This is a genomic window from Methylobacterium sp. 1973, assembly GCF_040545035.1.
Lineage (GTDB): Bacteria > Pseudomonadota > Alphaproteobacteria > Rhizobiales > Beijerinckiaceae > Methylobacterium > Methylobacterium fujisawaense.
The window spans coordinates 149572-174787 of the sequence record NZ_JBEPLA010000002.1 but is presented as its reverse complement, the minus strand read 5'-3'; the positions used below and the strand labels follow the sequence as shown (position 1 = coordinate 174787).

The 25216-nt window shown below is 72.8% G+C and carries 24 protein-coding genes; 9 read left to right on the top strand and 15 right to left on the bottom strand.

What is annotated here, in order from left to right:
• Nucleotides 1-142 precede the first annotated feature (142 nt).
• A complete protein-coding gene (locus ABIC70_RS04625; RefSeq protein WP_354439003.1) occupies nt 143-487 on the bottom strand; it encodes a hypothetical protein in 345 nt (114 codons plus the stop codon).
• A gap of 162 nt (nt 488-649) precedes the next feature.
• Complete coding sequence (locus tag ABIC70_RS04620) at nt 650-1948, bottom strand: class I adenylate-forming enzyme family protein (RefSeq protein WP_279898028.1); 1299 nt, start codon at nt 1946-1948, stop codon at nt 650-652.
• A gap of 454 nt (nt 1949-2402) precedes the next feature.
• Between ABIC70_RS04620 and ABIC70_RS04615 the strand changes: the two genes are divergently transcribed.
• On the top strand, nt 2403-3179 hold the full coding sequence (locus ABIC70_RS04615; RefSeq protein ID WP_043379642.1) for an invasion associated locus B family protein: 777 nt from the start codon (nt 2403-2405) through the stop codon (nt 3177-3179).
• Nucleotides 3180-3301: 122 nt separating this feature from the next.
• Here ABIC70_RS04615 and ABIC70_RS04610 read toward each other — a convergent pair whose 3' ends face one another.
• From ABIC70_RS04610 to ABIC70_RS04600, 3 genes are all read right to left on the bottom strand, one after another.
• On the bottom strand, nt 3302-4297 hold the full coding sequence (locus ABIC70_RS04610) for a DUF4424 domain-containing protein (RefSeq protein WP_182592172.1): 996 nt from the start codon (nt 4295-4297) through the stop codon (nt 3302-3304).
• Nucleotides 4298-4381: 84 nt separating this feature from the next.
• Nucleotides 4382-4720, bottom strand: coding sequence for a heat shock protein HspQ (gene hspQ / locus ABIC70_RS04605; protein ID WP_043357318.1), 339 nt, complete (start codon nt 4718-4720; stop codon nt 4382-4384).
• Between the two features lie 96 nt (nt 4721-4816).
• Nucleotides 4817-5560 (bottom strand): DJ-1/PfpI family protein, encoded by a 744-nt coding sequence (locus ABIC70_RS04600; RefSeq protein WP_043357320.1) that lies wholly within the window; start codon nt 5558-5560, stop codon nt 4817-4819.
• Between the two features lie 53 nt (nt 5561-5613).
• Here ABIC70_RS04600 and ABIC70_RS04595 point away from each other — a divergent pair, with 53 nt between their 5' ends.
• Nucleotides 5614-6597: a GlxA family transcriptional regulator gene (locus tag ABIC70_RS04595; RefSeq protein ID WP_043379649.1), complete on the top strand. Its 984-nt coding sequence runs from the start codon at nt 5614-5616 to the stop codon at nt 6595-6597.
• Nucleotides 6598-6604: 7 nt separating this feature from the next.
• Here ABIC70_RS04595 and ABIC70_RS04590 read toward each other — a convergent pair whose 3' ends face one another.
• The 7 genes from ABIC70_RS04590 to ABIC70_RS04560 all read right to left on the bottom strand — a co-directional run bounded on the left by ABIC70_RS04590 (nt 6605) and on the right by ABIC70_RS04560 (nt 15918).
• Nucleotides 6605-6958: an endonuclease domain-containing protein gene (locus ABIC70_RS04590; protein ID WP_354439002.1), complete on the bottom strand. Its 354-nt coding sequence runs from the start codon at nt 6956-6958 to the stop codon at nt 6605-6607.
• A 320-nt stretch (nt 6959-7278) separates the two neighbouring features.
• Nucleotides 7279-8328, bottom strand: a complete 1050-nt coding sequence (locus ABIC70_RS04585) for an HpcH/HpaI aldolase/citrate lyase family protein (RefSeq protein ID WP_043756806.1) — start codon at nt 8326-8328, stop codon at nt 7279-7281.
• A 125-nt stretch (nt 8329-8453) separates the two neighbouring features.
• Entirely contained in the window at nt 8454-9830 is a 1377-nt protein-coding gene (locus ABIC70_RS04580) for a tlde1 domain-containing protein (protein WP_075380065.1), read from the bottom strand.
• 190 nt (nt 9831-10020) lie between these two features.
• Nucleotides 10021-11349 carry an AmpG family muropeptide MFS transporter gene (locus tag ABIC70_RS04575; RefSeq protein ID WP_043379658.1) on the bottom strand — a complete coding sequence of 443 codons (1329 nt, stop codon included), beginning with the start codon at nt 11347-11349 and terminating at the stop codon, nt 10021-10023.
• 148 nt (nt 11350-11497) lie between these two features.
• Nucleotides 11498-15094: a transcription-repair coupling factor gene (gene mfd, locus ABIC70_RS04570; RefSeq protein ID WP_354439001.1), complete on the bottom strand. Its 3597-nt coding sequence runs from the start codon at nt 15092-15094 to the stop codon at nt 11498-11500.
• A gap of 271 nt (nt 15095-15365) precedes the next feature.
• Complete coding sequence (locus tag ABIC70_RS04565; RefSeq protein ID WP_043351867.1) at nt 15366-15596, bottom strand: hypothetical protein; 231 nt, start codon at nt 15594-15596, stop codon at nt 15366-15368.
• 25 nt (nt 15597-15621) lie between these two features.
• Nucleotides 15622-15918, bottom strand: a complete 297-nt coding sequence (locus ABIC70_RS04560; protein ID WP_043351869.1) for an FAD assembly factor SdhE — start codon at nt 15916-15918, stop codon at nt 15622-15624.
• A gap of 212 nt (nt 15919-16130) precedes the next feature.
• On the opposite strand from ABIC70_RS04560, the gene ABIC70_RS04555 reads away from it, so the two are divergent.
• From ABIC70_RS04555 to ABIC70_RS04545, 3 genes are all read left to right on the top strand, one after another.
• On the top strand, nt 16131-17108 hold the full coding sequence (locus ABIC70_RS04555; RefSeq protein WP_043379664.1) for a quinone oxidoreductase family protein: 978 nt from the start codon (nt 16131-16133) through the stop codon (nt 17106-17108).
• Nucleotides 17109-17119: 11 nt separating this feature from the next.
• Entirely contained in the window at nt 17120-17746 is a 627-nt protein-coding gene (pncA, locus tag ABIC70_RS04550; protein WP_053608238.1) for a bifunctional nicotinamidase/pyrazinamidase, read from the top strand.
• A gap of 110 nt (nt 17747-17856) precedes the next feature.
• A complete protein-coding gene (locus ABIC70_RS04545) occupies nt 17857-18057 on the top strand; it encodes a hypothetical protein (RefSeq protein ID WP_043350668.1) in 201 nt (66 codons plus the stop codon).
• Nucleotides 18058-18108: 51 nt separating this feature from the next.
• Here ABIC70_RS04545 and ABIC70_RS04540 read toward each other — a convergent pair whose 3' ends face one another.
• The 3 genes from ABIC70_RS04540 to rimO all read right to left on the bottom strand — a co-directional run bounded on the left by ABIC70_RS04540 (nt 18109) and on the right by rimO (nt 21232).
• A complete protein-coding gene (locus tag ABIC70_RS04540; RefSeq protein ID WP_179698611.1) occupies nt 18109-18336 on the bottom strand; it encodes a hypothetical protein in 228 nt (75 codons plus the stop codon).
• A gap of 192 nt (nt 18337-18528) precedes the next feature.
• Entirely contained in the window at nt 18529-19611 is a 1083-nt protein-coding gene (gene dinB, locus ABIC70_RS04535) for a DNA polymerase IV (RefSeq protein WP_354438998.1), read from the bottom strand.
• Between the two features lie 259 nt (nt 19612-19870).
• A complete protein-coding gene (gene rimO / locus ABIC70_RS04530) occupies nt 19871-21232 on the bottom strand; it encodes a 30S ribosomal protein S12 methylthiotransferase RimO (RefSeq protein ID WP_354438996.1) in 1362 nt (453 codons plus the stop codon).
• A gap of 376 nt (nt 21233-21608) precedes the next feature.
• Between rimO and pabB the strand changes: the two genes are divergently transcribed.
• From pabB to ABIC70_RS04510, 4 genes are read left to right on the top strand one after another with little or no spacing between them, the layout of a single operon-like run.
• On the top strand, nt 21609-22997 hold the full coding sequence (gene pabB / locus ABIC70_RS04525; protein ID WP_354438995.1) for an aminodeoxychorismate synthase component I: 1389 nt from the start codon (nt 21609-21611) through the stop codon (nt 22995-22997).
• Nucleotides 22994-23599: an anthranilate synthase component II gene (locus tag ABIC70_RS04520; RefSeq protein WP_043379680.1), complete on the top strand. Its 606-nt coding sequence runs from the start codon at nt 22994-22996 to the stop codon at nt 23597-23599. Before pabB ends, ABIC70_RS04520 begins: the two co-directional genes overlap by 4 nt.
• On the top strand, nt 23586-24449 hold the full coding sequence (locus tag ABIC70_RS04515; protein ID WP_179698609.1) for an aminotransferase class IV: 864 nt from the start codon (nt 23586-23588) through the stop codon (nt 24447-24449). Before ABIC70_RS04520 ends, ABIC70_RS04515 begins: the two co-directional genes overlap by 14 nt.
• Nucleotides 24446-24952 (top strand): DoxX family protein, encoded by a 507-nt coding sequence (locus ABIC70_RS04510; RefSeq protein WP_354438993.1) that lies wholly within the window; start codon nt 24446-24448, stop codon nt 24950-24952. Before ABIC70_RS04515 ends, ABIC70_RS04510 begins: the two co-directional genes overlap by 4 nt.
• Nucleotides 24953-25216 lie beyond the last annotated feature (264 nt).

Below are 25216 nucleotides of genomic sequence, written 5' to 3'. Positions count from 1 at the left end.
CCGCGACAGCCGGCGTCTTCGCGCGCGCCGCAATCCCGGGGCATTTCGGCGCCCGACGGCGCACGCGGCCCTGAGATCGCTGCGCCTGCGCGGACGAGACGGTTCAGGGACGCCCGTCAAGGCGGTACGGGGGCCTGCGGCTTCAGAGATCCGGCTGGGCGGCCACGTAGGCGCCGAGGCGGGTCGCGAGGTCCACCGGGCCGCCCGCCCGGGCCCCGCCCGGATCATTGATGAGGATCACCGGGATGCCGCGGTCGCGGAGATGGCCGCGGAGGCGGGCGGCGCGGCGGGCATAGGAGGGATCGCGGCGGGTGGGCGCCTGGAGCAGCACCGCGGCCGGCCGGGCGATCACGGCCAGCACGTCGTCCGCCGCCTCCATCGAGGCGGTCACGCTCGCATAGCCGAGGCTGGCCAGCTCGCCCGAGAGGGACCGGTCCACGGCGCGGACGCCGTCGTCGACCACGAGCACTTGTTGCAGCGCACCCATAAGCTTGAGCGGTACTCCATCCCGGACGACTTGGAAAGATAGCCGTCACGACAATCCGATGCAGAACCCGCCAACAGGCGGTTCGGATCCCGTGGGTCCGTGTGCAGATGCGAGATTATCTGCGCCGCCTGAGCGCCGGATGAACCGGCGCGGCGCCGCCGTTCAGGTCGCCGCGACCGCCACGGCCGTCCCGCCCGACAGGAGCAGGCGGTAGCCCGAATCCCGCCACGCGCGCGGATCCGTCTCCGGGTTTCCGCTCCGGGGAAGCGCCTGTGCGGCGCAGGCTGGCCCACGACAGCCGAGGCCGCCCGCGGGCCCGTGGCCGACGTCCAGGAGCGCGCGCGGCAGGAGCGCGTCCTCCGGATGGGCCAGGGTCGCGGCGAGGTCCTCCAGGCCGGGACGCGTGAGCACCAGCGCCTCGCCCAGGACCAGCGAATCGAGGCGCTGCGGGCCCGCGAGCCCGGCGCTCCGCCGGGTCAGCCGCGCGGGCGCGCGATGGACCACGTCGAGGACGCGGACGGTCCAGGGCAGCGGCAGAGCGGCAATGGCCGATTCGACCAGGGCCGGGACCACGAGCCGGGTGGGCACCGGCCGCAGGAGGGCGGCGCGGAACCCGGCCTCGTCGAAGGGCAGCACGGTCTCCAGGCCGGCGCCCGCCGCCAGGGCGGCGCCGAGGCCGGTCACGAGGCCGCGCAGGTCGTGGCCGGGCAGGAGCGTCAGGACCCGCTCGTCCGCGGACAGGGGCAGCGCGTCGAGATGGGCGGCGATCGCCGCCGCGAGCGCCGCGGCGCTGCGGTAGACGGGCCGGCCGGGATCGCCGCCCGCGAAGGTGACGAGGCCGCGGCTCGGCGCCGGTTCGACCACGCCCCGCTCCAGGGCCATCGCGTCGAGGCTGATCACGCCGTCCGGCACGCTCGGACCGAAGGCCGCGAGGTAGCGCAGGCCGAAATGGCGCATGGCCGCGCGGGTGAGGTCCTCCGCGGGCCGACGCGCGCCGCGGCGGCCCTCCGTCAGAACGGCCACGAGGCCGGCGGACTCGATCCCGGCGGAGAGCTCGGCGCAATCCCAGACGGCCGGCATCGCGCAGGGGAGGTGGCCCGCCGCCTCGACGGCGAGATGGGCGAGGGTCGATTCGGCGCCCCCCGAGAACCACAGGCCGATCCGGCTGCCGGCGGGAAGCCGCCACGCGCCGATCCCGCGGGCGAGCCGCCCGACGATCTCGGCGGCGGCCGCGTAGGTCCAGGTGATGGCCGGGCGCCCGCACCAAGCGACGCGGTCACCCGAATCACGCAGGACCGTGCGCTGGGGGCCCGTCAGAGCCGCCGCGAAGAGGCGGGCCGCGAGACCCTCGGACAGGCCGCCGAAGAAGCTTTCGGACAGGCCTTCGGGCGCGTCCTCGGATCGCGCGGACGCGTCCAGTGCGGCGTCGGCCGCCCACTCCGCCACCGCCAACGCGCTCACACCCGCCGCCCCCGCCGATCCTGCAGAACTCCTATCATCTCGGCCCGGCAGGGTTAACCGACCGCTAAGGGGGCCGCCGCCGGAGGGCGGCCGCCGGCGGCCGACGGTGCGGCCCGATCACGCGCTCGTGCCTCGCGCCCGCGCAACGTCGTGCTTGCGGCCGGGCGTATGGGGGCCTATCGGGGGCCGGGCGCGGCCAGGACGGTTCCGACAGCCTCCCCGGCCGCGGTGTCATGCCTTCGCCTCATTCAAGGGGAAAGGCAGGCCGCCCGGTCGCCGGGGTGAGGGATGCGCGCAGACGGGCGCCCGTCCCGCCCGATGGCCGGACCGATTCATCCGGAGTTCCGGGCGGCACGCCAACGCGGCGGGCATCCGGACGGTCCGGCGGACCTGCCGCCAGGCCGGCTCCGCATCCTGCCAGCCACACCACGTCTCTTCCAAGGGGTCAGAGCCGATGTCCTTCACCCGCACCGCGACGCTCGCGCGCGCCGCTCTTTTCGGCCTCGCGGGCCTCGGTCTCGCGGCCGCGCCGGCCCTGGCGCAGCCGAAGAAGCCCGCCGCTCCCGCGCCGGCCGCGCCGGCGCCGACCGCCCCGGGCACCCCGGCGGCCAACACCCCGGCCGCCCAGACCGGCCCGCAGATCGTCGCCGTGAAGTCCGAGCCGAGCCAGGCCGACTGGACCAAGGTCTGCGGCAAGGATCAGGGCTCGGGCACCGACATCTGCTACACGACCCGCGACTTCGTGTCCGACCAGGGCCAGCCCGTGCTGGCGGTGGCGGTCTACGAGATGAAGAACGCCGCCCAGAAGCAGGAGGTGCGCGTGGTGCGCTACCTGCTGCCGCTCGGCCTGCTGCTGCAGCCGGGCATCCGCTTCAGCGTCGACGGCCAGGCAGCGACCGCCGGTCGCTTCGCGGTCTGCTTCCCGAACGGCTGCTTCGCCGAGGCCGGCGGCGTCGATGCCGGCGTGATCGCCGCGATGAAGAAGGGCACGACCCTCAACGTCTCGGTCCAGAACCAGACCCAGCGCGAGGTCACCTTCGCGGTGCCGCTGACCGGCTTCGGCAAGGCCTTCGACGGCCCGGCCATCGACCCGAAGGTCCTCGAGGAGCAGCAGAAGAAGCTCCAGGCCGAGCTGGAGAAGCGCTCCGAGGACATGCGCAAGAAGCTGGAGCAGCAGCAGGGCTCCGCTCCGGCCGCCGGTGCCGCGGCGCCGGCCCCCGCCGCCAAGTAAGGGCTTCTCGTCCGCGGTCCTCCGGGACCGCGAGCGCCATCGACCCGCCGCGCGGCGGGTCCGTATCGGGGGCCGGACCGCGAGGTCCGGCCCTTCGCGTTTGAGGCGCCCGGCGCCGGGATCTACCGGGTCCCCGCCGGGCCCGAACCCGGCTGGACGATCAGCACGCGCAGATCCTGGTCGGGAACGTAGTCCCGGGCCTCCCAGCGGAACGTGGTCGGCCCGGTCTTCCGGATGCCCGTGCGGCAGAAGCTCACCACCGCCTCCGGGCTGCCCTTGTCGACCGTGAGGGTGAAGCGCCCGATCGGCGCGGCCCAGTTGCGCGCCGTGGTGACGATGTAGGGCACCACGGTGGCGCGCAGGTAGCCGCTGGGATCCGCCGCCTTCGCCTGCAGGCGCCGGATCGCCGTGAGCCCGGCCTCGTCCAGGCAGTAGGTCGCCCGGTAGCCCTCGCGGGAGGCGTCCTTGAGGTCGAGGAAATGGAAGCCGTTCACCGGCGCGTAGCTGTGCGCGATGCGGACATCCTGCCCGGGCGGGAAGGTCTGGAGCCAGTGGAACTTCGCCTCGCTGCGCCACAGGCCCTCGGTCATGCGATCGGTCATCCCCTCGGATTCGGGGAACAGGCCGGCCTTGACCAGTTCGGCCCACGCGGCGGTGCCGATCCGCTTCTCGGCCGCCTTGATCGCGTCGAAGCGCAGCGGGTTCAGGGGCAGGTCGTGGCGGCGGAGGAGGTCCGTCACCTCGCGCTCGCCCACGAAGGCCCGCTCCTCCAGCTCCGGTGCGAGCGGCTTTCCGTCCACCGTCACGGTGAAGCCAACGAAGTTCGGGCTTTCGGGCTGCGGCAGCGCGAGGGCCGAGAAGCTGAGTTCGCGCCCGTCGATGGGCGGCAGCGGGAAGGCGATCCGCACCGTGCGGGGCTCCTGCCCCTGATTGCGGAACAGGTAGGACACGCCGATCCGGTCGCTGGCGATCGACAGGTCCTCGCTCGCCAGCGCGATTCCGGGCTCGCGCCTCAGGACCAGCCCGCCGGCATCGAGTTCGGCGGCGCTATCGTTGGCGCGGGCCTGGATCGAGAGAAGGCCGGCGGCCAGAAGCGCGGCGGCGACAGGTCGGATCATGGTGTCGGGCCCGTGCGACGGCACGGGCCGTCACGGAAGGCTATCGCGGCGGCGTTGCCAGGATCTTGACGAGTCCCGGCCCGCTCAGTTCGTGGGGCGGTCCCGCATCCGGTATGCGCCGGCGGCGTCGCGCTCGAACATCTCGGCGATGCCGGCATGGCGCAGGGCTTCGCCCGACGTGTCGGGCAGGAGGTTCTGTTCCGACACGTAGGCCACGTACTCGGTCTCGGCGTTCTCGGCGAGCAGGTGGTAGAACGGCTGGTCCTTGCGCGGCCGGACCTCCTCGGGGATCGCCAGCCACCATTCCTCGGTGTTGTCGAACACCGGGTCGACGTCGAACACGACGCCGCGGAACGGGTAGATCCGGTGGCGCACCACGGCGCCGATCGCGAATTTCGCGGTTCTCAGTGTTACGTCCGTCATGGTTCAGTCCGTCCAGAACGGACAGATAGGTCCGTTGACGGGGCCTGTCACCGGGTCGGTGCCGCCGACCGGTAACGGCGCGCACCGGCCTGCGCGTCATCGGGTGACGGACGCCGGTTCGGGAGGCCGGATGCCGCGTTCGGCCGCGATCGCCCGGGCGGTGGCCTCGCGCCGAGCGGTGAGGTCGGCGGCGGCCGCCCGCGCCCGCGCCACGATGGCCGGCGGGGCCGTCCGGGGCGTGCCGCTGTCGAAGGGCGGCTCGGGGGCGTATTGCATGCCGAGCTGGATCGCCTGCGCGGCCTCGTCGCCGCGCAGCGCGGCGGCGAGCCGCAGCGCCCCGTCGATGCCCGCGGTGACCCCGGCCGCGAACACCCAGGTGCGGCCGTCCGCGTCGCGGTCGATCACGACGCGCTCATCCACCGGCTCGGCCCCGAAGAACGGGAGCAGGTGGACGGCGTTCCAGTAGGTCGTGGCCCGCCGCCCCACCAGCAGACCGGCCGCACCGAGGAGGAGCGCGCCGGTGCAGACCGAGAGGACGTGGCCGGCCCCGGCCGCCTGGTCGCGGATCCAGCCGAGCACGGCCGCGTCCCGCATCAGGGCCTCCTGGCCCTGGCCGCCCGGAACGTGCAGCACGTCGAGCCGCGGGGCCTCCGCCAGGGTGGCATCCGGCAGGATCCGGAGGCCGCGGACGTCGCGGACGGGGTCCAGGCTCGGCGCGTAGACCCGGTAGGTGCTGTTGGGCACCCGGGACAGGACCTCGAACGGGCCGGTGAGGTCGATCTGGTCCAGCCCCTCGAACAGGAGCGAGCCGATCTGCAGATGGGTGTCGGGCGGGATCATGCCGGGCCTCCGTGGTGGACAGGGACACCCTACCGCGTCAGGATCTGGCCGAAATGCCAAAGAGCCCTCGTTTCTCGCCAGATCAACCGCGACCGGTCGAGGTGCTGGCCTTCCCGTCGGTGCAGCTCCTCGACGTGGCCGGGCCGCTCCAGGTCTTCGCCACCGCCAACGAGCACGGCGGCGCCGGGACCCCATACGCGCCGCGGGTGATCGCGGCCGGCGACCCGGGGCTCACCGCCTCGGCGGGCCTGCGGCTGGTGGCCGACCCGCTGCCGGATCTCGCGGCGCCGGTGGACACGCTGGTGATCGCGGGCGGCCCCGGCGTCGTCGCGGCCTGCGACGACGCCGCCCTGGTGGCCTGGGTGCGGGCCCGGGCGGGCCGGGCCCGCCGGGTCGCCTCGGTCTGCACCGGCGCGTTCCTGCTCGGAGCGGCGGGGCTCCTCGACGGGCGGCGGGCCGTGACCCATTGGAAGCATTGCGGCGCGCTCGCCGCGCGCTACCGGCGCGCCCGGATCGAGCCCGACCCGATCTTCGTGCGCGACGGCCCGGTCTGGTCCTCGGCGGGGGTCACGGCGGGCATCGACCTGGCCCTGGCGCTGGTCGAGGAGGATCTCGGCCGCGCGACCGCCCTGGCGGTGGCGCGCCACCTCGTGATGTTCCTCAAGCGCCCCGGCGGGCAGGCGCAGTTCAGCGCGGCGCTGGCCCTGCAGGCGGGCGAGGAGCGGTTCGGGCGGCTCCACGCCTTCATGGCGGACAACCTGTCCGGCGACCTGTCGCTGCCGGCGCTGGCCGCGGCGGCCGGGATGAGCGCGCGCAGCCTGAGCCGGCACTATCTGGAGGCGACCGGCCTCACCCCCGCCAAGGCCGTGGAGCGCCTGCGGGTGGAGGCGGCCCGGCGGGCGCTCGCCGAGACGGCGCAGCCGGTGAAGCGCATCGCCCGGACCTGCGGCTTCGGCTCCGAGGAGACGCTGCGGCGCAGCTTCCTGCGGCACGTCGCGGCGACGCCGCAGGCGTATCGGGCGCGGTTCGGCGGGTGAGGGGGGACTAGACCGTGTCGCGGCGCTCAAGGGCCGCCAGGATCGTCTCGCGCACGCCGTCGCGATGGTCGTGGATGTCCGCGTTCGGGATGCGGAGCAGGGCGAAGCCGAAAGATTCGAGGATTTCGGTCCGCATGGCGTCTCGGACGAGCTCGGCATCGGTGGAATGCGTTGCCCCGTCCACTTCGACGATGAATTTGGCCTCTATGCAGGCAAAATCGACGATGTATCGGTCGATCGGGTGCTGGCGGCGGAATTTCCAGCCGTTCAGGGCGCGGTTTCGCAGAACGCGCCAGAGCTTAGCTTCAGCCGACGTCTGAGCGCGCCGCAGCGTGCGGGCGCGCGGGATCGATTTGGTCACCGCTCGGTTCCGGCAGGGCGATCGCGGATCCGGCGGATAATACGGAGGCCTCGCTTGCGCGGGCCTGACCCGAAGAAGCGCTCGGGTCCGCGACGGCACCGGTCCAGACCGGCGCGACGCGCCCCCTCTCCCGTGCGGGAGAGGGTTGGGGTGAGGGGCGAGAACGCTCAGGATCAAGCACGTGATCGACGCGCCGACAGGGCGCGCCTCTTCCGGACAGACCTGATCCCTCACCCTGTCCCTCTCCCGCACGGGAGAGGGGACCCGCGTTTCGTCCCGTCACCGCGGCGCCACACACGACGCCCGAATCCGGCAGCCGCTCACCCCAGCTTGTAGACCGCCGCCAGCTCCGGATCCTTCGCGGCCACCAGCTTGGCGAGATCCACGATGACCTTGGCCTGCTTCCAAGTGGCGTCGTCCTGCATCTTGCCGTCGAGCATCACGGCGCCGGTGCCGTCCGGCATGGCCTCGACGATCCGGGCCGCGAAGGCCACCTCGGCCGGGTCCGGCGCGAAGACCCGCTTGGCGATCGCCACCTGGCTCGGATGCAGCGTCCAGGCGCCCGCGCAGCCCATCAGGAAGGCGTTGCGGAACTGCGCCTCGCAGGCCGCGCCGTCGGAGAAGTCGCCGAACGGGCCGTAGAACGCCTTGATGCCGTTGGCCATGCAGGCATCGACCATCTTGGCGATGGTGTAGTGCCAGAGATCCTGCTGGGCGCTGGCCCGGGGCGCGTCGCCCGCCGGGTCCGCGATCACCCGGTAATCCGGGTGGCCGCCGCCGACCCGGGTGGTCTTCATGCCGCGGGACGCCGCGAGATCCGCCGGCCCGAGGCTCATCCCGTGCATCCGCGGCGAGGCGGACGCGATAGCGTCGACGTTGGCGACGCCCTCGGCGGTCTCCAGGATCGCGTGGACCAGGATCGGCTTCGTCACGCCGTGGCGCGCCTCGAGCTGGGCGAGGAGCTGGTCGATGTAGTGGATGTCCCACGGCCCCTCGACCTTGGGCACCATCACCACGTCGAGCTTGTCGCCGACCTCGGCCACGATCGTGAACAGGTCGTCGAGAATCCAGGGCGAGTTGAGGGCGTTGATCCGGGTCCAGAGGCCGGTGCCGGTGGCGGCGAAGTCGGTGGCCTGGGCCATCGCCACGAAGCCCTTGCGGGCCGCCTCCTTCTGGTCGGCCGGGACCGCGTCCTCCAGGTTGCCCAGCACCACGTCGACCGTGCCGGCGAGCTCCGGCACCCGGGCGCGGACCTTGTCGTTGTGGGGCGGCACGAAGTGGATCATCCGCTCCAGCCGCACGGGCAGCTCGCGGAACGGGGCCGGCGCGCCGGTGGCGAGGGGCTGGAAGAAGCGGCGGGGCAGTTTCATCGGGTGCCTCTTGTCAGGGCTGGCGTCTGAGCCCCGTTAAGGCAGCTGGGGCGGGCGCGTAAAGCCGCGCCGCGCCGAAGTGGTCTCGATCTTTCGGCTCAGACGGTCGTCAACCCTGTCGCGCTTCAGCCCCGGCTGCCGCGGCGCCCGGCCAGGCCGATCCGGTTGAGGATGCCGCCGGCCTCGCTGCCGGCCACCACCACGAGGCGCCGGACCTCGCCCCGCAGGAAGGCCTGCAGGAAGCGGTTGTAGTCGCGGAAGGAGACGCAGCCGTTCGAGGCGCCGGGCTGCCGCAGCATGTAGGTGTGGGCCAGCAGGCCGTCGCGGCCGTGGATCGCGGCGCTGCCGCCCACCGGGTTGAGGCGGATCGCCCGGACCCCGTGGAACAGGCGCTCGCGCTCGGTCAGCGTGTAGGTGCCGGGCGGCGTTGAGCCGCGCATGCGCAGGTGGACGTAGCGCGGGTTGTCCATGGCCTCGCCGAGGCCGGAATGGGCCTCCAGCACCTCGCCGGAGGGCAGCGTCACCGTGCGGGCGGTGATGTCGTAGACGGCCGTGCCGGCCACCGAATCGGGCTCCGGGCTGATCCGGGTGCGCGGCGCCTCCTGCGGCAGGGCGTCCGGGCTGGCATAGGCCAGCGCCTGACGGGGCTCCTGGCGGCTGTCCTGTGACGGGGCCGCGGCACCGACCCCGAACAGCTTCTCGAAGAAGGACGGCTCCTCGGCCATCGCGGCGCGGAACACGTCGCGGGTCCGGGGCAGGGCGCGGGTCGCCACCCGCGTGGCCGGGACCGCGGGCGCACGCCGCAGCTCGGGCGGACGCGACACCGGCAGCGGCACGAGGACGGAGGCGGGCGCGAGGGCGGCGGGCGTGGGCTCGGCCGCGGCGATCCGGACCGGGGCGGCCGGCGCCTCCGTGGTCGTCTCGCCCATCTTGGCCTGGGCGATCCGGCTCTGGGGCATCCGGATCTGGGCCTGCTCGGCCGTCTGCGCGGCCTTGGACTGCTCGGCCCGGGCAACCTGCCGGGCGATCTCGCGGACCGCCGGGGACGGCTCGGCACGGGCGATCTGGAAGGTGGCGGTCGGCGGGGCCTCGCCGAAGGCCGTCGCGGAACCGGAGCCCAGCGCCGGGCTCGGATCGAGCATCCAGGCGATGCTCGGCTTCGGCGCGACGTTGCGAGCGGCGTGCCGGACCGGGGCGGCGACCGGCGGGAGCCCGGACATCGCCCCGGTCGCGGCGACGGTCTGCTGGTCGATCCGGGCCGGCCCCTGCGGCTGGCTGAACACGGCCCAGCCGGCCAGGGTTATGCCCGTCAGGGAGATGAGCGCCGTCAGCCGGGCGCGGCGGCGGGCGCGCCGCATGGCGCTCGGGTAGGGCGCCCGGGTGCGGATGACGGGATCGTAGACGGTCTCGACGTAGGTGATGCGCGGCGGCGCCCGGCGCAGGGGCGCCGCGCTCGGATACGCGGTCTGGAACGCGGCTTGGGACAACGCAGCCTGGGCCATTCGGGGAACTCGCGTACGCGCTTCCCCGTGGGCAGCCGCCGCCGTTCGCCCGCGAAAGCTTGTTTCCGCGCACGTGGCCTGGGTCGCCCGTCTGGGGAGGACATCAACCGTCCACCCCATTAAGCCGTGCTGTGGTTAATCCCCGCTAAAGAGACAGTTTCCGCGCGCGTTCCCGTGTTGGGACACAGCCTCAGATCGCCTGTCCGGGCGTGTCCATGGGCCCGTGGCGGCGCGCGACCAGCAGGCAGAGCAGGGCCACCGGCACGCCGATCAGGGACGTGCCGACGAAGAACCACGTGAACCCGGTCCGCTCGATCACGAAGCCCGAGAACCCGGCGAGCAGGCTGCCCGGCAGGGCGCAGAGCGAGGTGAGCAGGGCGTACTGGCTCGCCGCGTGCGCGGTCGCCGAGAGCCGCGACATGTAGGTGATCAGCACGATCGACGCGAAGGCGTAGGCGAAGCCGTCGATCCCCACGGTCAGCGCGAAGGTCCAGAACGCCGCCCCGCCATGGCCGCCGTGCCACGCGAGATAGGCCAGCGCGAGGTGCGAGGCCGAGGCCGTCACGGTGCCGATGAGCAGGCTCGCCATCATGCCGATCCGCGGGATGATGGCGCTCGCCAGGAAGGTGCCGCCCAGCGCGATCCAGAAGCCGAACAGCTTCGTCACGGTGGCGATGTCGGTGTTGGAGTAGCCCAGCGTCTTGAACAGCGGGATCGCCATGGCGTTCGAGACGTAGCCGGGCATCCGGAAGCCCGCCACCAGGGCGAGCACCGGCACGGCCAGCGGCCCGAGCCGGGCGAGGAGGTCGCGGATCGGCGCCCAGACGGTCTCGACGAAGCCGCCGGTGGCGGGCGTCTCGGGGGCGGGGGGCTCGGGGGCGAGCAGGGCCGCGATCGTGCCAGGGGCCATCAGGGCCGCCATGCACAGGTAGGCGGCGCGCCAGCCATAGGCGTCGGACAGGTAGAGGGCGCCCGCCCCCGCCGCGAGGTTGCCGATCCGGTAGCCGATCTCCGACCACGACGACATCAGCGCCTGCCGCTCCGGGGGCGCGGCGGTGATGCGCCAGCCGTCGATCACCACGTCCTGGGTGGCGCCGGCCACGCCGAGCGCCAGGGAGAACGCCACCGTCCAGGCGAGCCAGTGGGCCGGATCGCCGAAGGCGACGCCGGCCAGCGCCAGGGCCACCAGGATCTGCGTGGCGACGATCCAGCCCCGGCGCCGCCCGAGCCAGCGGCCGATGAGCGGCGCGTCGTGGCGGTCGAGGAAGGGGGCCCAGAGGAACTTGAGCTTGTAGGCGATGGTCAGCTCGCTCATCAGCCCGATCGTGGCGAGCGGCACCTGCGCCTGGACGAGCCACGCCGACTGGGTCGCGTAGACGAGCAGGAACGGGATGCCCTGCGCGAAGCCGAGCCCGAGCACCGCGGCGACGCGCCGGTCGGTGAACAGGGGCGTGAGGAAGGCGTTTTTCTCGGATCTTGCCGGATCGGACGGGGCGCTGGCTGCGGCCGGGTTTGCCATCCACGCGTCTCCTGGGATTCGCGACGGAGAGAGCAGAGATGGGCGGGCGGTGCAACACACACGGCTTTCCAACCTGCCCCCTCATCCTGAGGTGCCGAGGCCCGCTGACGCGGGCACCTCAGGATGAGGGAGTCTATCGGGCGGATCGTTACGCCGCCTTCTTCCCCCGCTCGGCGATCTTCACGAGGCTGCGCAGCACCTCGGTGGCGGTCTTGAGCCGGGCCGGGACCGTATTCAGCTCGCGCACGAACACGACGCTCATGTCGGGCCGCACCTTCGCGAAGGAGGCCTGCTCGGCCACGTAGGCGACGAGCCCCTGCGGGTTGGCGTAGGAGCGGTCGCGGAAATGGACCACCACGCCCTTCGGCCCGGCCTCGACCTTCTCGACATTCGCCTTGAGGCAGAGGATCTTGATCGTGCCGATCTTGAGGAGTTGCTCCACCTCCGGCGGCAGCGGCCCGAACCGGTCGATGAGTTCGGCGCCGAAGCTCTCCATCTCGGCATCGTCCTGGAGGGTGGCGAGGCGCCGGTAGAGCGCGAGCCGCGCGCCGAGATCCTCCACATAGGTCTCCGGGATGGTCACCGGGGCGCCCAGCGCGATGGTCGGCGACCACGCCTCCTCGGGCACGTCCTCGATGCCGGCCTTGAGCGCCGTCACCGCGTCCTCCAGCATCTGCTGGTAGAGTTCGTAGCCGACCTCCTTGATGTGGCCGGACTGCGCGTCGCCGAGCAGGTTGCCGGCGCCGCGGATGTCGAGATCGTGGCTCGCGAGCTGGAAGCCCGCGCCCAGGGTGTCGAGGCTCTGGAGCACCTTGAGGCGCTGCTCGGCCTGGGCGGTGAGCTGGCGGTTCGCCGGGGTCGTGAACAGCGCGTAGGCCCGGGCCTTCGAGCGCCCGACCCGGCCGCGCAGCTGGTAGAGCTGGGCCAGCCCGAACATGTCGGCCCGGTGGACGATCAGCGTGTTGGCGGTGGGGATGTCGAGGCCCGATTCCACGATCGTGGTCGAGAGCAGCACGTCGAACTTGCCCTCGTAGAAGGCCGTCATCACGTCCTCGAGCTGGCCCGCCGCCATCTGGCCGTGGGCCACCGCGACCTTGATCTCGGGCATCTCGGCGTCGAGGAATTTCTTGACCTCGGCCAGATCCTCGATCCTGGGAACCACGTAGAAGGACTGGCCGCCGCGGTAGCGTTCGCGCAGCAGGGCCTCCCGGATGGTCAGCGGGTCGAAGGGTGTCACGAAGGTGCGCACCACCAGCCGGTCCACCGGCGGCGTCGCGATGATCGAGAGCTCGCGCACCCCCGTCATGGCGAGCTGGAGCGTGCGCGGGATCGGCGTCGCCGACAGCGTCAGCACGTGGACGTCGGCCTGGAGCGCCTTCAGCCGCTCCTTGTGGGCGACGCCGAAATGCTGCTCCTCGTCCACGATGATCAGGCCGAGATCCTTGAAGGCGATGTTCTTGGCCAAGAGGGCGTGGGTGCCGACCACGATGTCGACCGTGCCGGCGATGAGCCCCGCCCGCGTCTGCTTCATCTCCCCGGCGGAGGCGAAGCGGGAGAGCTGCGCCACCTGGACCGGCAATCCTTTGAAGCGCTCCGCGAAGGTCCGGTAGTGCTGGCGGGCCAGCAGCGTCGTGGGGACGATCACCGCCACCTGCTTGCCGGAGATCGCCGCCGCGAAGGCGGCGCGCAAAGCCACCTCGGTCTTGCCGAAGCCGACATCGCCGCAGACCAGCCGGTCCATCGGCCGGCCGGCATTGAGGTCGTCCAGCACCGCGTCGATGGCGTTGGCCTGGTCCTCGGTCTCCTCGAACGGGAAGCGGGCGGCGAATTCCCCGTAGAGCCCCTCCGGCGCCTTGAGGGCGGGGGCCTTCCGGACGAAGCGCTGGGCCGCGACCTTGATCAATTCGCCCGCCATCTCGAGGATGCGGCGCTTCATCTTGGCCTTGCGGGCCTGCCACGCGCCGCCACCGAGCCGGTCGAGGGCGACCTCGGAATCCTCCGAGCCGTAGCGGGTCAGGAGCTCGATATTCTCCACCGGCAGCAGCAGCAGGCCGCCGGTGTACTGCAGCTCCAGGCAATCGTGCGGGGCACCCGCGGCGTGGATCGTCTTGAGGCCGACGAACCGGCCGATGCCGTGGTCGGCATGGACCACGAGGTCGCCGGGCTGGAGCGCCTGCACCTCCAGGATCACGTCCTGGGGTCTCTTGGCCTTGCGCTTCTGGCGGACCAGCCGGTCGCCCAGGATGTCGCCCTCGGAGACGACGGCTAGCTCGCCCGCGATGAAGCCCGCCTCCAGGCCCCAGACGGCCACTGCCGCGTCGGTGCCGCGCTTCAGCGCGTAGACGTCGGTGAGCCGGGTGATCGCCACCGGCTTCTTGAGGCCGTGGTCGGTGAGCACGCCGCAGAGCCGGTCGCGGGATCCGTCGGACCAGGCGCCCAGGATCACGTGATGACCGGATCCCTGGAGGTCGCGGATATGCGCCACCGCGGCGTCGAACACGCTGGCATTCTCGTCGGCCCGCTCGGGGGCGAAGCTCCGCCCGGCCTTGGCGCCGCAATCGATCACGGCGCGCTCCGCGGATTCGGGCTGCGCGAAGGGCGTCAGCCGCGCCACCGTGTCGGTGGCGATCCGCTCCTTCAACTCGTTCGGCGTCAGGTAGAGGGCCCGGGGCGGCAGCGGCTTGTAGGGAGCGACGCCGGCCTGCGGCGTCTTCATCGCGCCCTCGCGGGCCTGGTAATAATCCTGGACGAGGCTGATCCGCTCGGCGGCGGCGTCCTCGACCTGCGGGTCGAAGACCAGCGGCACGCCGCCGAGATAGTCGAACAGCGTGTCGAGGTGGTCGTAGAACAGCGGCATCCAGTGCTCGAGGCCGGCGTAGCGGCGCCCCTCGCTCACGGTCTCGTAGAGCCGGTCGTCCCGGGTCGCCGCGCCGAAGCTCTGGATGTAGCCCTGGCGGAAGCGCCGGATCGTCTCGGTGGTGAGCTGGACCTCGCTCATCGGCATCAGGTCCAGCGAGCGGAGCTGCCCGGTGGTGCGCTGCGTCTCCGGATCGAAGGCGCGGATCGATTCCAGCGTGTCGCCGAAGAAGTCGAGGCGGATCGGCGCGGCTAAGCCCGGCGGCGACAGGTCGAGGATGCCGCCGCGCACCGCATACTCGCCGGTGTCGCGCACGGTGCCGGTGCGCAGGAAGCCGTTGGCCTCGACCCAGGCGACCACGTCGTCCATGGACACGACGTTGCCGATCGCCGCCGAGAACGCCTCCTTGGCGATGTGGGTGCGGGGCGGAACCCGCTGCACCAGGGCGTTGACCGTGGTGCAGAGGATCCGCGGGCGGTCCTCGGCGGAGCGGGTGCGGGCGAGGCGGGCGAGCGCCGTCATCCGGGCGGCGGCCGTGGCCGTGGTCGGCGAGACCCGGTCGTAGGGCTGGCAGTCCCAGGCCGGCAGGCTCATCACGTCCATCTCGGGCGCGACGAAGCCGAGCGCCGCCTGGAACGAGGCCGAGCGTCCGGAATCCCGCGCCACGTGGACCAGCACGGCCGGCGCGTCGACGGTGGGCGCCAGGGCGCGGGCGAGGTCGGCGAGCGCCAGCGCGTCGAAGCCCTCCGGGGCGTTCGCCAGGACCGGGCTGTCGCCGCGCTTCAGGGCGTCGATCGCCCGGGCGAGCGCCGAGGATTTCGGCAGGGCGAAGCGCGCGACCTGCGGCTTGGCGGCGGGGGCGGGGGGCTTCGGCTGAGGCTTGGCCATCGGGTCTTTCGCGGGAAATCCCGCCGGGCGCGTCAGGGGTAGAGGTCGGGTGGCGTTAGCCGATCGGGCCGCCGCGATAAAGCATGGCGGCGGCGGCCGGGCGGCGGGACAGAGCCTATATGGACGCTCCGTCGCGGCAGGGAACGGCCCTGCGCCGATGGGCGGCCGATCGTCGGTGAGCCGGGCCCAGGATGGCGCGCGGGTCCCCTCTCCAGCATGGGAGAGGAGACCCGCGCCGCGTCGGGGCCGGGGATACCCCGGCGCACGCCCCTCAGGCGTCCGGCCCGACGATCTCCGCCAGCGCCGCCTCGACCCGGCCGCGGAAGAAATCCGCGTTGGGCATGTGCTCGGTCATCGCCCCGGCGCGCACCGTCGCCTGCCGCAGAATCTCGGCGCGGAGCGCCGGATCGGAGCGCTCCATCATCTCCAGCATGATCCGCACCACCAGCTCGGTGGCGATCGACCGGGCCGGGTGATCGTAGTTGGGCTTGGGTTCGTCCATCGCGGGCACTCTCGACCGGTCGCTCTCAGGAATGGATCGGCGCGTCGTGCCGGTGGAACGCCCGCACCCGCCGCCAGACCGACGTGTCGTAGTTCGACGGCGTCTCGACCTCGCCGGTGAGCCACTTGAACAGGTCGCGGTCCGGCACCTCGATCAGCGCCTCGAACTGGTCGAGCTCCGCCTCCGACAGGTCGCCGATCTCGGCATCGGCGAAGCGGCCCATGATCAGGTCCATCTCGCGGATGCCCCGGTGCCAGGCGCGGTAGAGGAGGCGGCGGCGGCGCGGATCGAGGTCGGCGCTCGTGCGGGTGGTGCCGGACATGGATCTCGGACCTCGGCTGAGGAAGGGCAGGAGCAGGGACGAGGGCTAGATAGGCGCCCGGGACCGGCGGATCCAGAACGGCGGCGCCCCTGGGCGGGTTACAACCGGCGCACGGGCGGCGTACGGGGGCCCAAAAACGAATTGCCTCCGGCGGGCGCTCCGTTATCTCGGGCTGCAACGCCCCGGACGGGGCGGCGAGCGGGAGCAGGACGATGCCGAAGGCGATCCGGGTCTACGAGTACGGCGGCCCCGAGGTGATGCGCTTCGAGGACGTGCCCCTGGCCGAGCCCGGCCCCGGGCAGATCCGCGTCAAGCAGGCCGCCATCGGCGTCAACTTCATCGACATCTACTTCCGCACCGGCGCCTACAAGTCCCCGCACATGCCCTACACCCCCGGCAAGGAGGGCGCCGGCACCGTCACGGCGGTGGGCGAGGGGGTCTCGCAGTTCAAGCCCGGCGACCGGGTCGCCTACGGCTCGGTGGCGGACGGCTGCTACGCCGAGGAGCCGGTGATCCCGGCCTCCGCGGCCGTGCCGATCCCCGAGGGGGTCGACGAGAAGACCGCCGCCGCCATGATGCTCAAGGGCCTGACCGTCGAGTACCTGCTGCACCGGACCTACGCGGTGAAGCCCGGCGACACGATCCTGTGGCAGGCGGCCGCCGGCGGCGTCGGCCTGATCGCCTGCCAGTGGGCCAAGCACCTCGGCGCCACCGTGATCGGCACCGCCGGCAGCCCCGAGAAGGCGGAACTCGCCAAGCAGAACGGCTGCGACCACGTCATCCTCTACCGCGAGGAGGATGTCGCCAAGCGCGTGCGCGAGATCACCGGCGGCAAGGGCGTGCCGGTGGTCTATGACGGCGTCGGGCAGGCGACCCTGATGGGCTCGCTGGACAGCCTCGCGCCGCTCGGCCTCCTGGCGAGCTTCGGCTCGGCCTCGGGGGCGATCACCGGGCTCGACCTCGGCCTGCTGGCCCCGCGCGGCTCGCTCTACGTGACCCGCCCGACGCTGGCGACCTTCACGTCGGACCGCGCCACCCTGGAGGAGGCGGCCGCCCGCCTGTTCAAGGTGGTGCGCGACGGCGCGGTGAAGATCGCGGTGAACGCCACCTACCCGCTGGCCGAGGCGCAGCAGGTCCACCGCGACCTCGCGGGCCGGGAGACCACCGGCTCGATCGTGATGCTGCCCTGAGGCCCGCGACCGTGACGCCCGGCAACGCCGACCTGCTCCTCGTCGTCGACGTGCAGGTCGATTTCCTGCCGGGCGGGGCGCTCCCCGTCCCGGGGGGCGACGCGGTGGTCGAGCCGATCAACGCGCTCCAGCACCGCTTCCGGCATGTGGTGCTGATGCAGGACTGGCACCCGGCGGATCACGTCTCCTTCGCCGAGACCCATCCCGGTCGGGCGCCGTTCGAGACCATCGTGCTGCCCTACGGGCCGCAGGTGCTGTGGCCCCGGCACTGCGTCCAGGGCAGCCGAGGCGCCACCTTCGCGCCGGGGCTTGCCACCGACCGGGCGAGCCTAGTGGTGCGCAAGGGGCTCGATCCCCGGGTCGACAGCTACTCGGCCTTCCTCGAAGCCGACCGGGCCACGCGCACGGGCCTCGCGGGGGCGCTCAGGGAGCGCGGCATCACCCGCGTCGCCGTGTGCGGCCTCGCCACCGATTTCTGCGTCGCCTGGAGCGCGCTCGACGCCCGCGACGCCGGCTTCGAGGTCCTCGTGGTGGAGGATGCGGTGCGCGGGATCGACGTGGACGGGTCGCTGGCGCAGGCCTGGGCGCGGATGGAGGCGGCGGGCGTCCGCCGGATCGCGGCGGCGCAGATCGGCTGAGCGCCGCGGGGCGCGGGAGGCGAACCGCCGCATGCCGCGCGGGAGACCGCCCCCGCCCCGACGCGTTGGCCCGACATCGGCATCCGGCAGGATGCCAGTCAGGAGCCAGCATGTCAGGCAAGCACCCGAAGACCGACACGCCGACGGACGCCGACCTCAAGGGCAATCCCGGGATCGGCACGTCGAAGGGGATGAGCGGCGCCGACCCCGCGGATCTGCAGGCGGATTCGACCTTCGAGGGCGACGTCGACAACGAGACGAAGCGCGACGGCGGCGTCGACCCGGACCACCGGCCGCGCAAGAACGCCTGACCGAGCCGGGGTGACGGCACGCCCGGGCCGGCCCGGCCCGGGCGATCCCGGTCAGCGGGCGCGGGCCGGCGGCTTCGGCCGCTGGGGCGCCGGGCCGGTCGCGAACCCGGCGGATGGGCCGCTCGCCGGGACGTAGAGCTGGGCGGGGCTCGCGGTGTAGCCCAGGAGCTGCGCCGCGTTGGCGGCCCCGAAGGCGGCGGTGCCGTCGGCGCGGGCGGCGTCCACCGGGACGGTCAGCAGGAGCGCGGCGGACAGGGCCAGGACGGCGGGCTTCGACATGGGACGGACCCTTCGGTGCGCGCGGTCCCGGGGAATGCCGGTCCGCGCCGGATGGATCCCATGTGGGGGCGGCCGCGCGGGCCCGGCGTGCGCGACCGCACGACGATCCCGCGTCGCATCAGCGCGGGCCGCGCGACGGCGCTCCGCGACAGGGCCCCGCGACGGGGCGCCGCCCCGCGACGGGGTGCCCCGTCAGAGCGCCAGCCCGAGCTGGAGCGGCGCCTCGGGCGCGTCCTGCGCGAAGCCCGACAGCGACACCCCGATCAGCCGCGCGCTGCGCCGCAGGGGGAACAGGCCGGCGAGCAGGTCGAGGCCGATCCGCTCCAGATTGGCCCGGTCGGCCACGGGAACGGTGAGCGATTTCGCCCGGGTGACCTGGGCGAAATCCGAGAATTTCAGCTTCAGGGTCACGGTCCGGGCGCGCATGCCCTTGGCGTCGGCCCCGGTCCAGACCTTGTCGAACAGCGGCGCCAGCCGGGCGGCCAGAACCTCGAAGGCGGCCGTGTCCTCCGAGAAGGTGGTCTCCGCCCCGATCGACTTGCGCACCCGGTGGGCGCGGACCGGCCGCGCGTCGATCCCGCGGGCGACCGCGTGGTAGTAGGCGCCCGCCGATCCGAAGGTCTCGCGCAGGCGCTCGGGCGACCAAGCGCGGAGATCCGCCCCGGTCTCGATCCCGAGCCGCTTCATCTTCGCCTCGGTGACCGGACCGACGCCGTGGAACCGGCCGATCGGCAGTTCGGCCACGAAGTCCGGCCCCATGGCGGGGGTGATGACGAACAGGGCATTCGGCTTCCTGTGGTCGGACGCCACCTTGGCGAGGAACTTGTTGTACGAGACCCCCGCCGAGGCGACGAGCCCGGTGCGCTCCAGGATCTCGGCCCGGATCGCCTTCGCCACGGCCGTCGCCGTCGGGAGACCGAGGAGGTTCTCGGTGACGTCGAGATAGGCCTCGTCGAGGGCCACCGGCTCGATGAGCGGCGTGTGCCGGGCGAAGACCGCGCGGATCTCTTCCGAGACCGCCCGGTAGACCTCGAAGCGCGGCTTCACGAACAGCAGGTCCGGGCAGAGCCGCCGGGCCGTGGCCGACGGCATGGCCGAGCGCACGCCGAACTTGCGCGCCTCGTAGCTCGCCGCCGCAACGACGCCCCGCTCCCGCGAGCCGCCCACCGCCAGGGGCAGGCCGCGCAAGGACGGGTCGTCGCGCTGCTCCACGGAGGCGTAGAACGCGTCCATGTCGATGTGGATGATTTTTCGGAGCGCGACCTCCGGATCCATCGCCGCCTCGGAGATCCGCCGTGGGTTCCTACTCTGTTCCGAAAAAGCGCGGCGGGCCGGCGGGGTCAAGCCGCGCTGGACATTGCGTCAACAGAGATGTCCCACCCGCGCCCTCATCCTGAGGTGCCGGAGCGCAGCGGGCCTCGAAGGAGGGCTCCAGGGATCGCCGTGCCTTCTGGAGACCTCCTTTGAGGCCTCCGCTGCGCTCCGGCACCTCAGGATGAGGGCGCGGTTTGGAAAGTCGCTACGGCGCGCCGCCTCAGGCCACGCTGCCGTAGAGATCGTAGGCCTCGGCCCGGTCGATCTTCACGGTGACGATATCGCCGACCCGCACCGGGCGCCGGAAGGCGGCGTGGACAGTGCCGTCGATCTCCGGCGCGTCGGCCTTGGACCGGCCCCGCGCGACCCCGCCCTCGACGGCATCGACGATGATCGGCAGCCGCTTGCCGACCTTGGCCCGCTGGAGCCGCAGCGCGATCCCGTTCTGCGTCTCCATGAACCGGCGCTTGCGCTCGGCCTTGACCTCCGGCGGCACGAGGTCGCCGAGCGCGTTGGCGGTGGCGCCCGCCACCGGCTCGTACTCGAAGCAGCCGACCCGATCGAGCTTGGCCTCCTGCAGCCAGGCCAGCAGCTCCTCAAACTCGGCCTCGGTCTCGCCGGGGAAGCCGACGATGAAGGTCGAGCGGATCGCGAGGTCCGGGCAGATCTGCCGCCAGCTCCGGATCCGGTCGAGCTGGCGCTCCTGGTTGCCGGGGCGGCGCATCCGCTTGAGCACCGAGGGGCTCGCATGCTGGAGCGGCATGTCGAGGTATGGGAGCACCTTGCCCTCGGCCATCAGCGGGATGACCTCGTCCACGTGCGGGTAGGGGTAGACGTAGTGGAGCCGCACCCAGGCCCCGAGCTCGCCGAGCTCCTTGGTCAGGTCGTAGAACTTGGCCCGGACCTGCCGGTCGCGCCACGGGCTCTCGGCGTAGCGGATGTCGACGCCGTAGGCGCTGGTGTCCTGCGAGACGACGAGCAGCTCCTTCACGCCGGCCTTCACCAGCTTCTCGGCCTCGCGCAGCACGTCGGCGGCGGGGCGGCTCACGAGGTTCCCGCGCAGGGACGGGATGATGCAGAAGCTGCAGCGGTTGCTGCACCCCTCCGAGATCTTCAGGTAGGCGTAGTGGCGCGGGGTGAGCTTGATCCCCTGCGGCGGCACGAGGTCGAGGAACGGGTCGTGGGCCGGCGGCACCGCCTCGTGGACGGCGGCCACCACCGACTCGTAGGCCTGGGGCCCGGTCACCGCCAGGAGATCCGGATACTTCTCGCGGATTTCCTCCGGCTGCGCGCCCATGCAGCCGGTGACGATCACCCGGCCGTTCTCCGCCATGGCCTCGCCGATGGCCGAGAGCGACTCCGCCTTGGCCGAATCGAGGAAGCCGCAGGTGTTGACGATCACCACGTCGGCGCCGTCGTGCCGCCGGGCCAGCTCGTAGCCCTCGGCGCGCAGGTGGGTGAGGATCCGCTCGGAATCGACCAGCGCCTTGGGGCAGCCCAGCGACACGAACGAGATCTTGGGGGCCGTGATTTTGGATTCGGCTCCGGAAGCGGGGCCGCGGGGAGCAGGCGTGGCGGTCATGGCATTCGGGTCGGACAGGCCCGGCGCGGGCAACCGAGGATCGGTCGCCCGAAGCGCGAGGACGGGAATTCGGGATCGCGGTTCCTATACAAGCTCCCGCGCCGCCGCGCGAGACCGGCCGCCGCAGGGGTGACCGGACCGGCGCGCGCCGCTGACGCAGAACCGGAAACTTGGCTGTTTGACCAAGACTTTGCGCGCCTGCCCTGACATCCCACATGAAGCCGCGGGGACGCGGTCTGCGTCGGAAGCACGCCCTGTCTGCCCCCCGGGGCGGTCCCTGCGTGCAACTGCCGCTTCCCCCGCGGCATCGCCTGTGCGACGGCAGCGTGACAGGATCTGCCCCGCCCTCGCCCAGGACAACAGCCCGAACCCGGTCATGTGGACCCGAGAGATCCCCTTCATCGATCCCGTCGCGGCGGCGGCCCGGCTGCGCGCCCTGCCCGGGCTCGCCTTCCTCGACAGTGCCATGCGGCACGACTCCCTGGGTCGCCATTCGATCGTGGCCGCCGAGCCGTTCGCACGCTTCCGCTACCGCGATGGGCACGCGACCCTCGACGGAAATCCGGTGCCGGGCGGTCCCTTCGCGGCTCTGCGGGCGTGCCTCGCGCCGTACCGGATCGAACCGGACGCCGAAGAACCCTTCCCCGGCGGGGCGATCGGCTATCTGGCCTATGACCTCGGGGCATCGCTGGAACGGGTGGCGCCGCCGGCCCGGCGGGCGGGGCTCACCGACGACATCGCCCTGAACTTCTACGACACGGCCCTGGTGATCGATCACGCCGCGGGCACCTGCCGGCTCGTCGCCACGGGGTTCCCGGAGACCGCACCGGCCCAGCGGCAGGCCCGCGCGGAGGCGCGGCTCGCCCGATTCGCCGACCGGCTCGGCGGCGCGGAGATCCCGAGCGCGGCTGCCGCCGGAGCGCCGGAGCCGCTCACATGGCGCTCGAACTTCGACCGACAAACCTATGAAAAGGCCGTCGAAAAGGTCCGCGCATACATCCGGGCGGGCGACATCTACCAAGCCAACATCGCCCAGCGTTTCACCGCCGATCTCCCGGCCGGCTTCGATCCGTTCGCCCTCTACCGGCGGCTGCGCGCCACCAACCCGGCGACCTTCGGCGCCTATCTGGAGCTGGAGGGCCTGACCGTCGCCTCGTCCTCGCCCGAGCGGTTCATCCGCCTCGACGGCCGTCACGTGGAGACCCGGCCGATCAAGGGCACCGCCCGCCGCGCGGATAACCCCTCGGACGACCCGGCGGCCGACCGGGCGGCGGCCGAGGCGCTCCAGGCCAGCGTGAAGGAGCGGGCCGAGAACGTCATGATCGTCGACCTGCTGCGCAACGATCTGTCCCGGGTCTGCGCGCCGGGCAGCGTCGCCGTGCCGACGCTCTGCGGCCTGGAGACCTACGCCAACGTCCACCATCTGGTGTCGGTGGTGACCGGAGAGCTCCGCGACGGGCTCGACGCCCTCGACCTCCTGGAAGGGACCTTCCCGGGGGGCTCGATCACCGGCGCCCCGAAGATCCGCGCCATGGACATCATCACCGAGATCGAGGGCGACGCCCGGGAACTCTATTGCGGCGCCATCGGCCGGATCGGCTTCGACGGGGCGCTCGATACCGCGATCGCGATCCGCACGGTGTTCATGGACGACCGACAGGCGGTCCTGCAGGCCGGGGGCGGGGTGACCCTGCTGTCGGAGCCCGGCCCGGAATACGACGAGACCCTCGCCAAGGCCGCCCGCGTCTTCGAGGCCTTCGCATGATCCTCGTCCTCGACAACTACGATTCCTTCGTCTTCAACGTCGTCCGCTACCTGGAGGAGCTGGGCGAGGAGGTCCGGGTCGTGCGCAACGACGCCCTGGACGTCGCCGGCATCCGGGCGCTGGCCCCCGAGGCCCTGGTGGTCTCGCCCGGCCCCTGCACCCCGGCGGAGGCCGGCATCTCCCTGCCGGCGATCCGGGAGCTGTCGGGGGCGGTGCCGATCCTCGGCGTCTGCCTCGGCCACCAGGCGATCGGCGCGGCCTTCGGCGGCACGGTGGCGCGGGCGCAGCGGCCCCTGCACGGGCAGATGACGCCGATCGCCCATACGGGCGAGCGGCTGTTTTCCGGGCTGCCGGCGCCGATGCCGGTGGGGCGCTACCACTCGCTCGTGGTGACCCCCGGCCCCGAGATGGAGAAGCACCTCTCCGTCGACGCGGTCTCGCAGGAGGGCGAGGTGATGGCCCTGTCGCACCGGACCCACCCGACCTACGGCATCCAGTTCCACCCGGAATCGGTCCTGACCGAGGGCGGCCACGCCCTGTTCGCCAATTTTCTGGGGCTGGCCCGGGCCTGGCGGGAGGGACAGCGCGATGCTGTGGCGTGACGGCGCCCTCGTCGCGGGGACGACCGCGCCGCTGGACCTCACCGACCGCGGCCTGACGCTGGGCGACGGCCTGTTCGACACGGCGCTGGCGCTGGGCGGCCGGGTCGCCTTCGCGGAGGCCCACATCGCCCGGCTCGTGACCTCCGCGGACGCGCTGGGGATCCCCGCCGCGCCGGACCGGATCCGGGAGGCCATGCGGGCGCTGGCCGGCGCGAGGAGCAGGACCGGGGAGCGACTCGCGATCCGCACCACCCTCACCCGCGGTTCCGGCCCACGCGGCCTGAAGCCGCCGGAGGATCCGAGCCCGACCCTGTTCGCCACCGCGGCGCCGAGCGCCCGCAGCGCGGCCTTCGCGCCCCTGCGCCTGTGGCCGACTTCGATCGCCCGCAACGACACGTCCCCGGCCGCCCGGCTGAAGACCTTGGGCTACGGCGACGCGGTGCTGGCCGCCCGCGACGCCGCCGCGGCGGGGTTCGACGAGGCGCTGTTCTGCAACACCCGGGGACGCGTCGCATGCGCGGGCACCGGCAACCTGTTCGGCCTGTTCGGGGAGATCCTGGTGACGCCGCCGCTGACCGACGGCGTCCTCGCCGGGATCGTGCGGGCGGAGATCCTGGCGCTCGCCGCCGGATGCGGGCTCCGGGCGGAGGAGCGGTCGCTGAGCCTGCCCGACCTGATGGGCGCCGAGGCCGTGTTCCTGACCAATTCCCTGCGGCTCCTCGCCCCCGTGACGGCGGTGGGCGAGACGGCCTTCGCCAGCCTCGGGCACCCGGCGGTTGTCCGCCTCAGGGCGGCGCTCCGCGAGTCGGTGGCCCGCGCCTGCGGGGTGGCGGAGGAGTCCGTCGCGTGACCGGGCAAGCGGTCGAGACGGGCCGCCGCCGGCTCCGCTACGGGCTCGCGGCCCTCTACGCCTTCATCGGGGTGGTGCATCTCGTGGCGACCGACGCGATGCTGCCGCTGATGCCCGACTGGGTGCCGCAGCCGCGGCTCGTCATCCTGGCGACCGGCCTGTGCGAGATCGCCGGCGCCGTCGGCCTGCTGACGGGCCGGTTCCGCCGGGCGGCCGCGCTCGGCCTCGCCCTCTACGCGGTCTGCGTCTACCCGGCGAACCTCAAGCACGCCTTCGACCACATCGCCATCGCCGGCATCCCGGATTCCTGGTGGTACCACGGCCCGCGCCTGGCGTTTCAGCCGGTCTTCGTCTGGGCGGCGCTCTGGGCCGGCGGGCTGATCGACTGGCCGTTCGTCGGGGACCGCGGATCCGCCGGCGGCGCGCCCCGGACCGCCCGCGCTCCGCAGCGCCCGCCGACGCCACCGGGACGGGACGCGCAGGCCCCCATCCGGGATCCCTGATCACAGGATCCCCGGATCCCCGGATCCCGGCAGGCCCTGATCACAGGATCCCGGGCGATGGACCGGCCGCCAGGCGGCCCGGAAGACCGCCCCCCGGCCCCGAACGGCGGACGACAGGCCGACGCGTCGCGACCCGGGCCCGCCCGTCTCTGCCCGACGCGGTGGGGGGCGCCTTCGAAACCCCGAAAGGTTCCTCCACAGGCCGAAGATATCGCCCGGATACAGCCGGCCGGACCGGGGTTCACCGAGGAGGCCGCCGACACC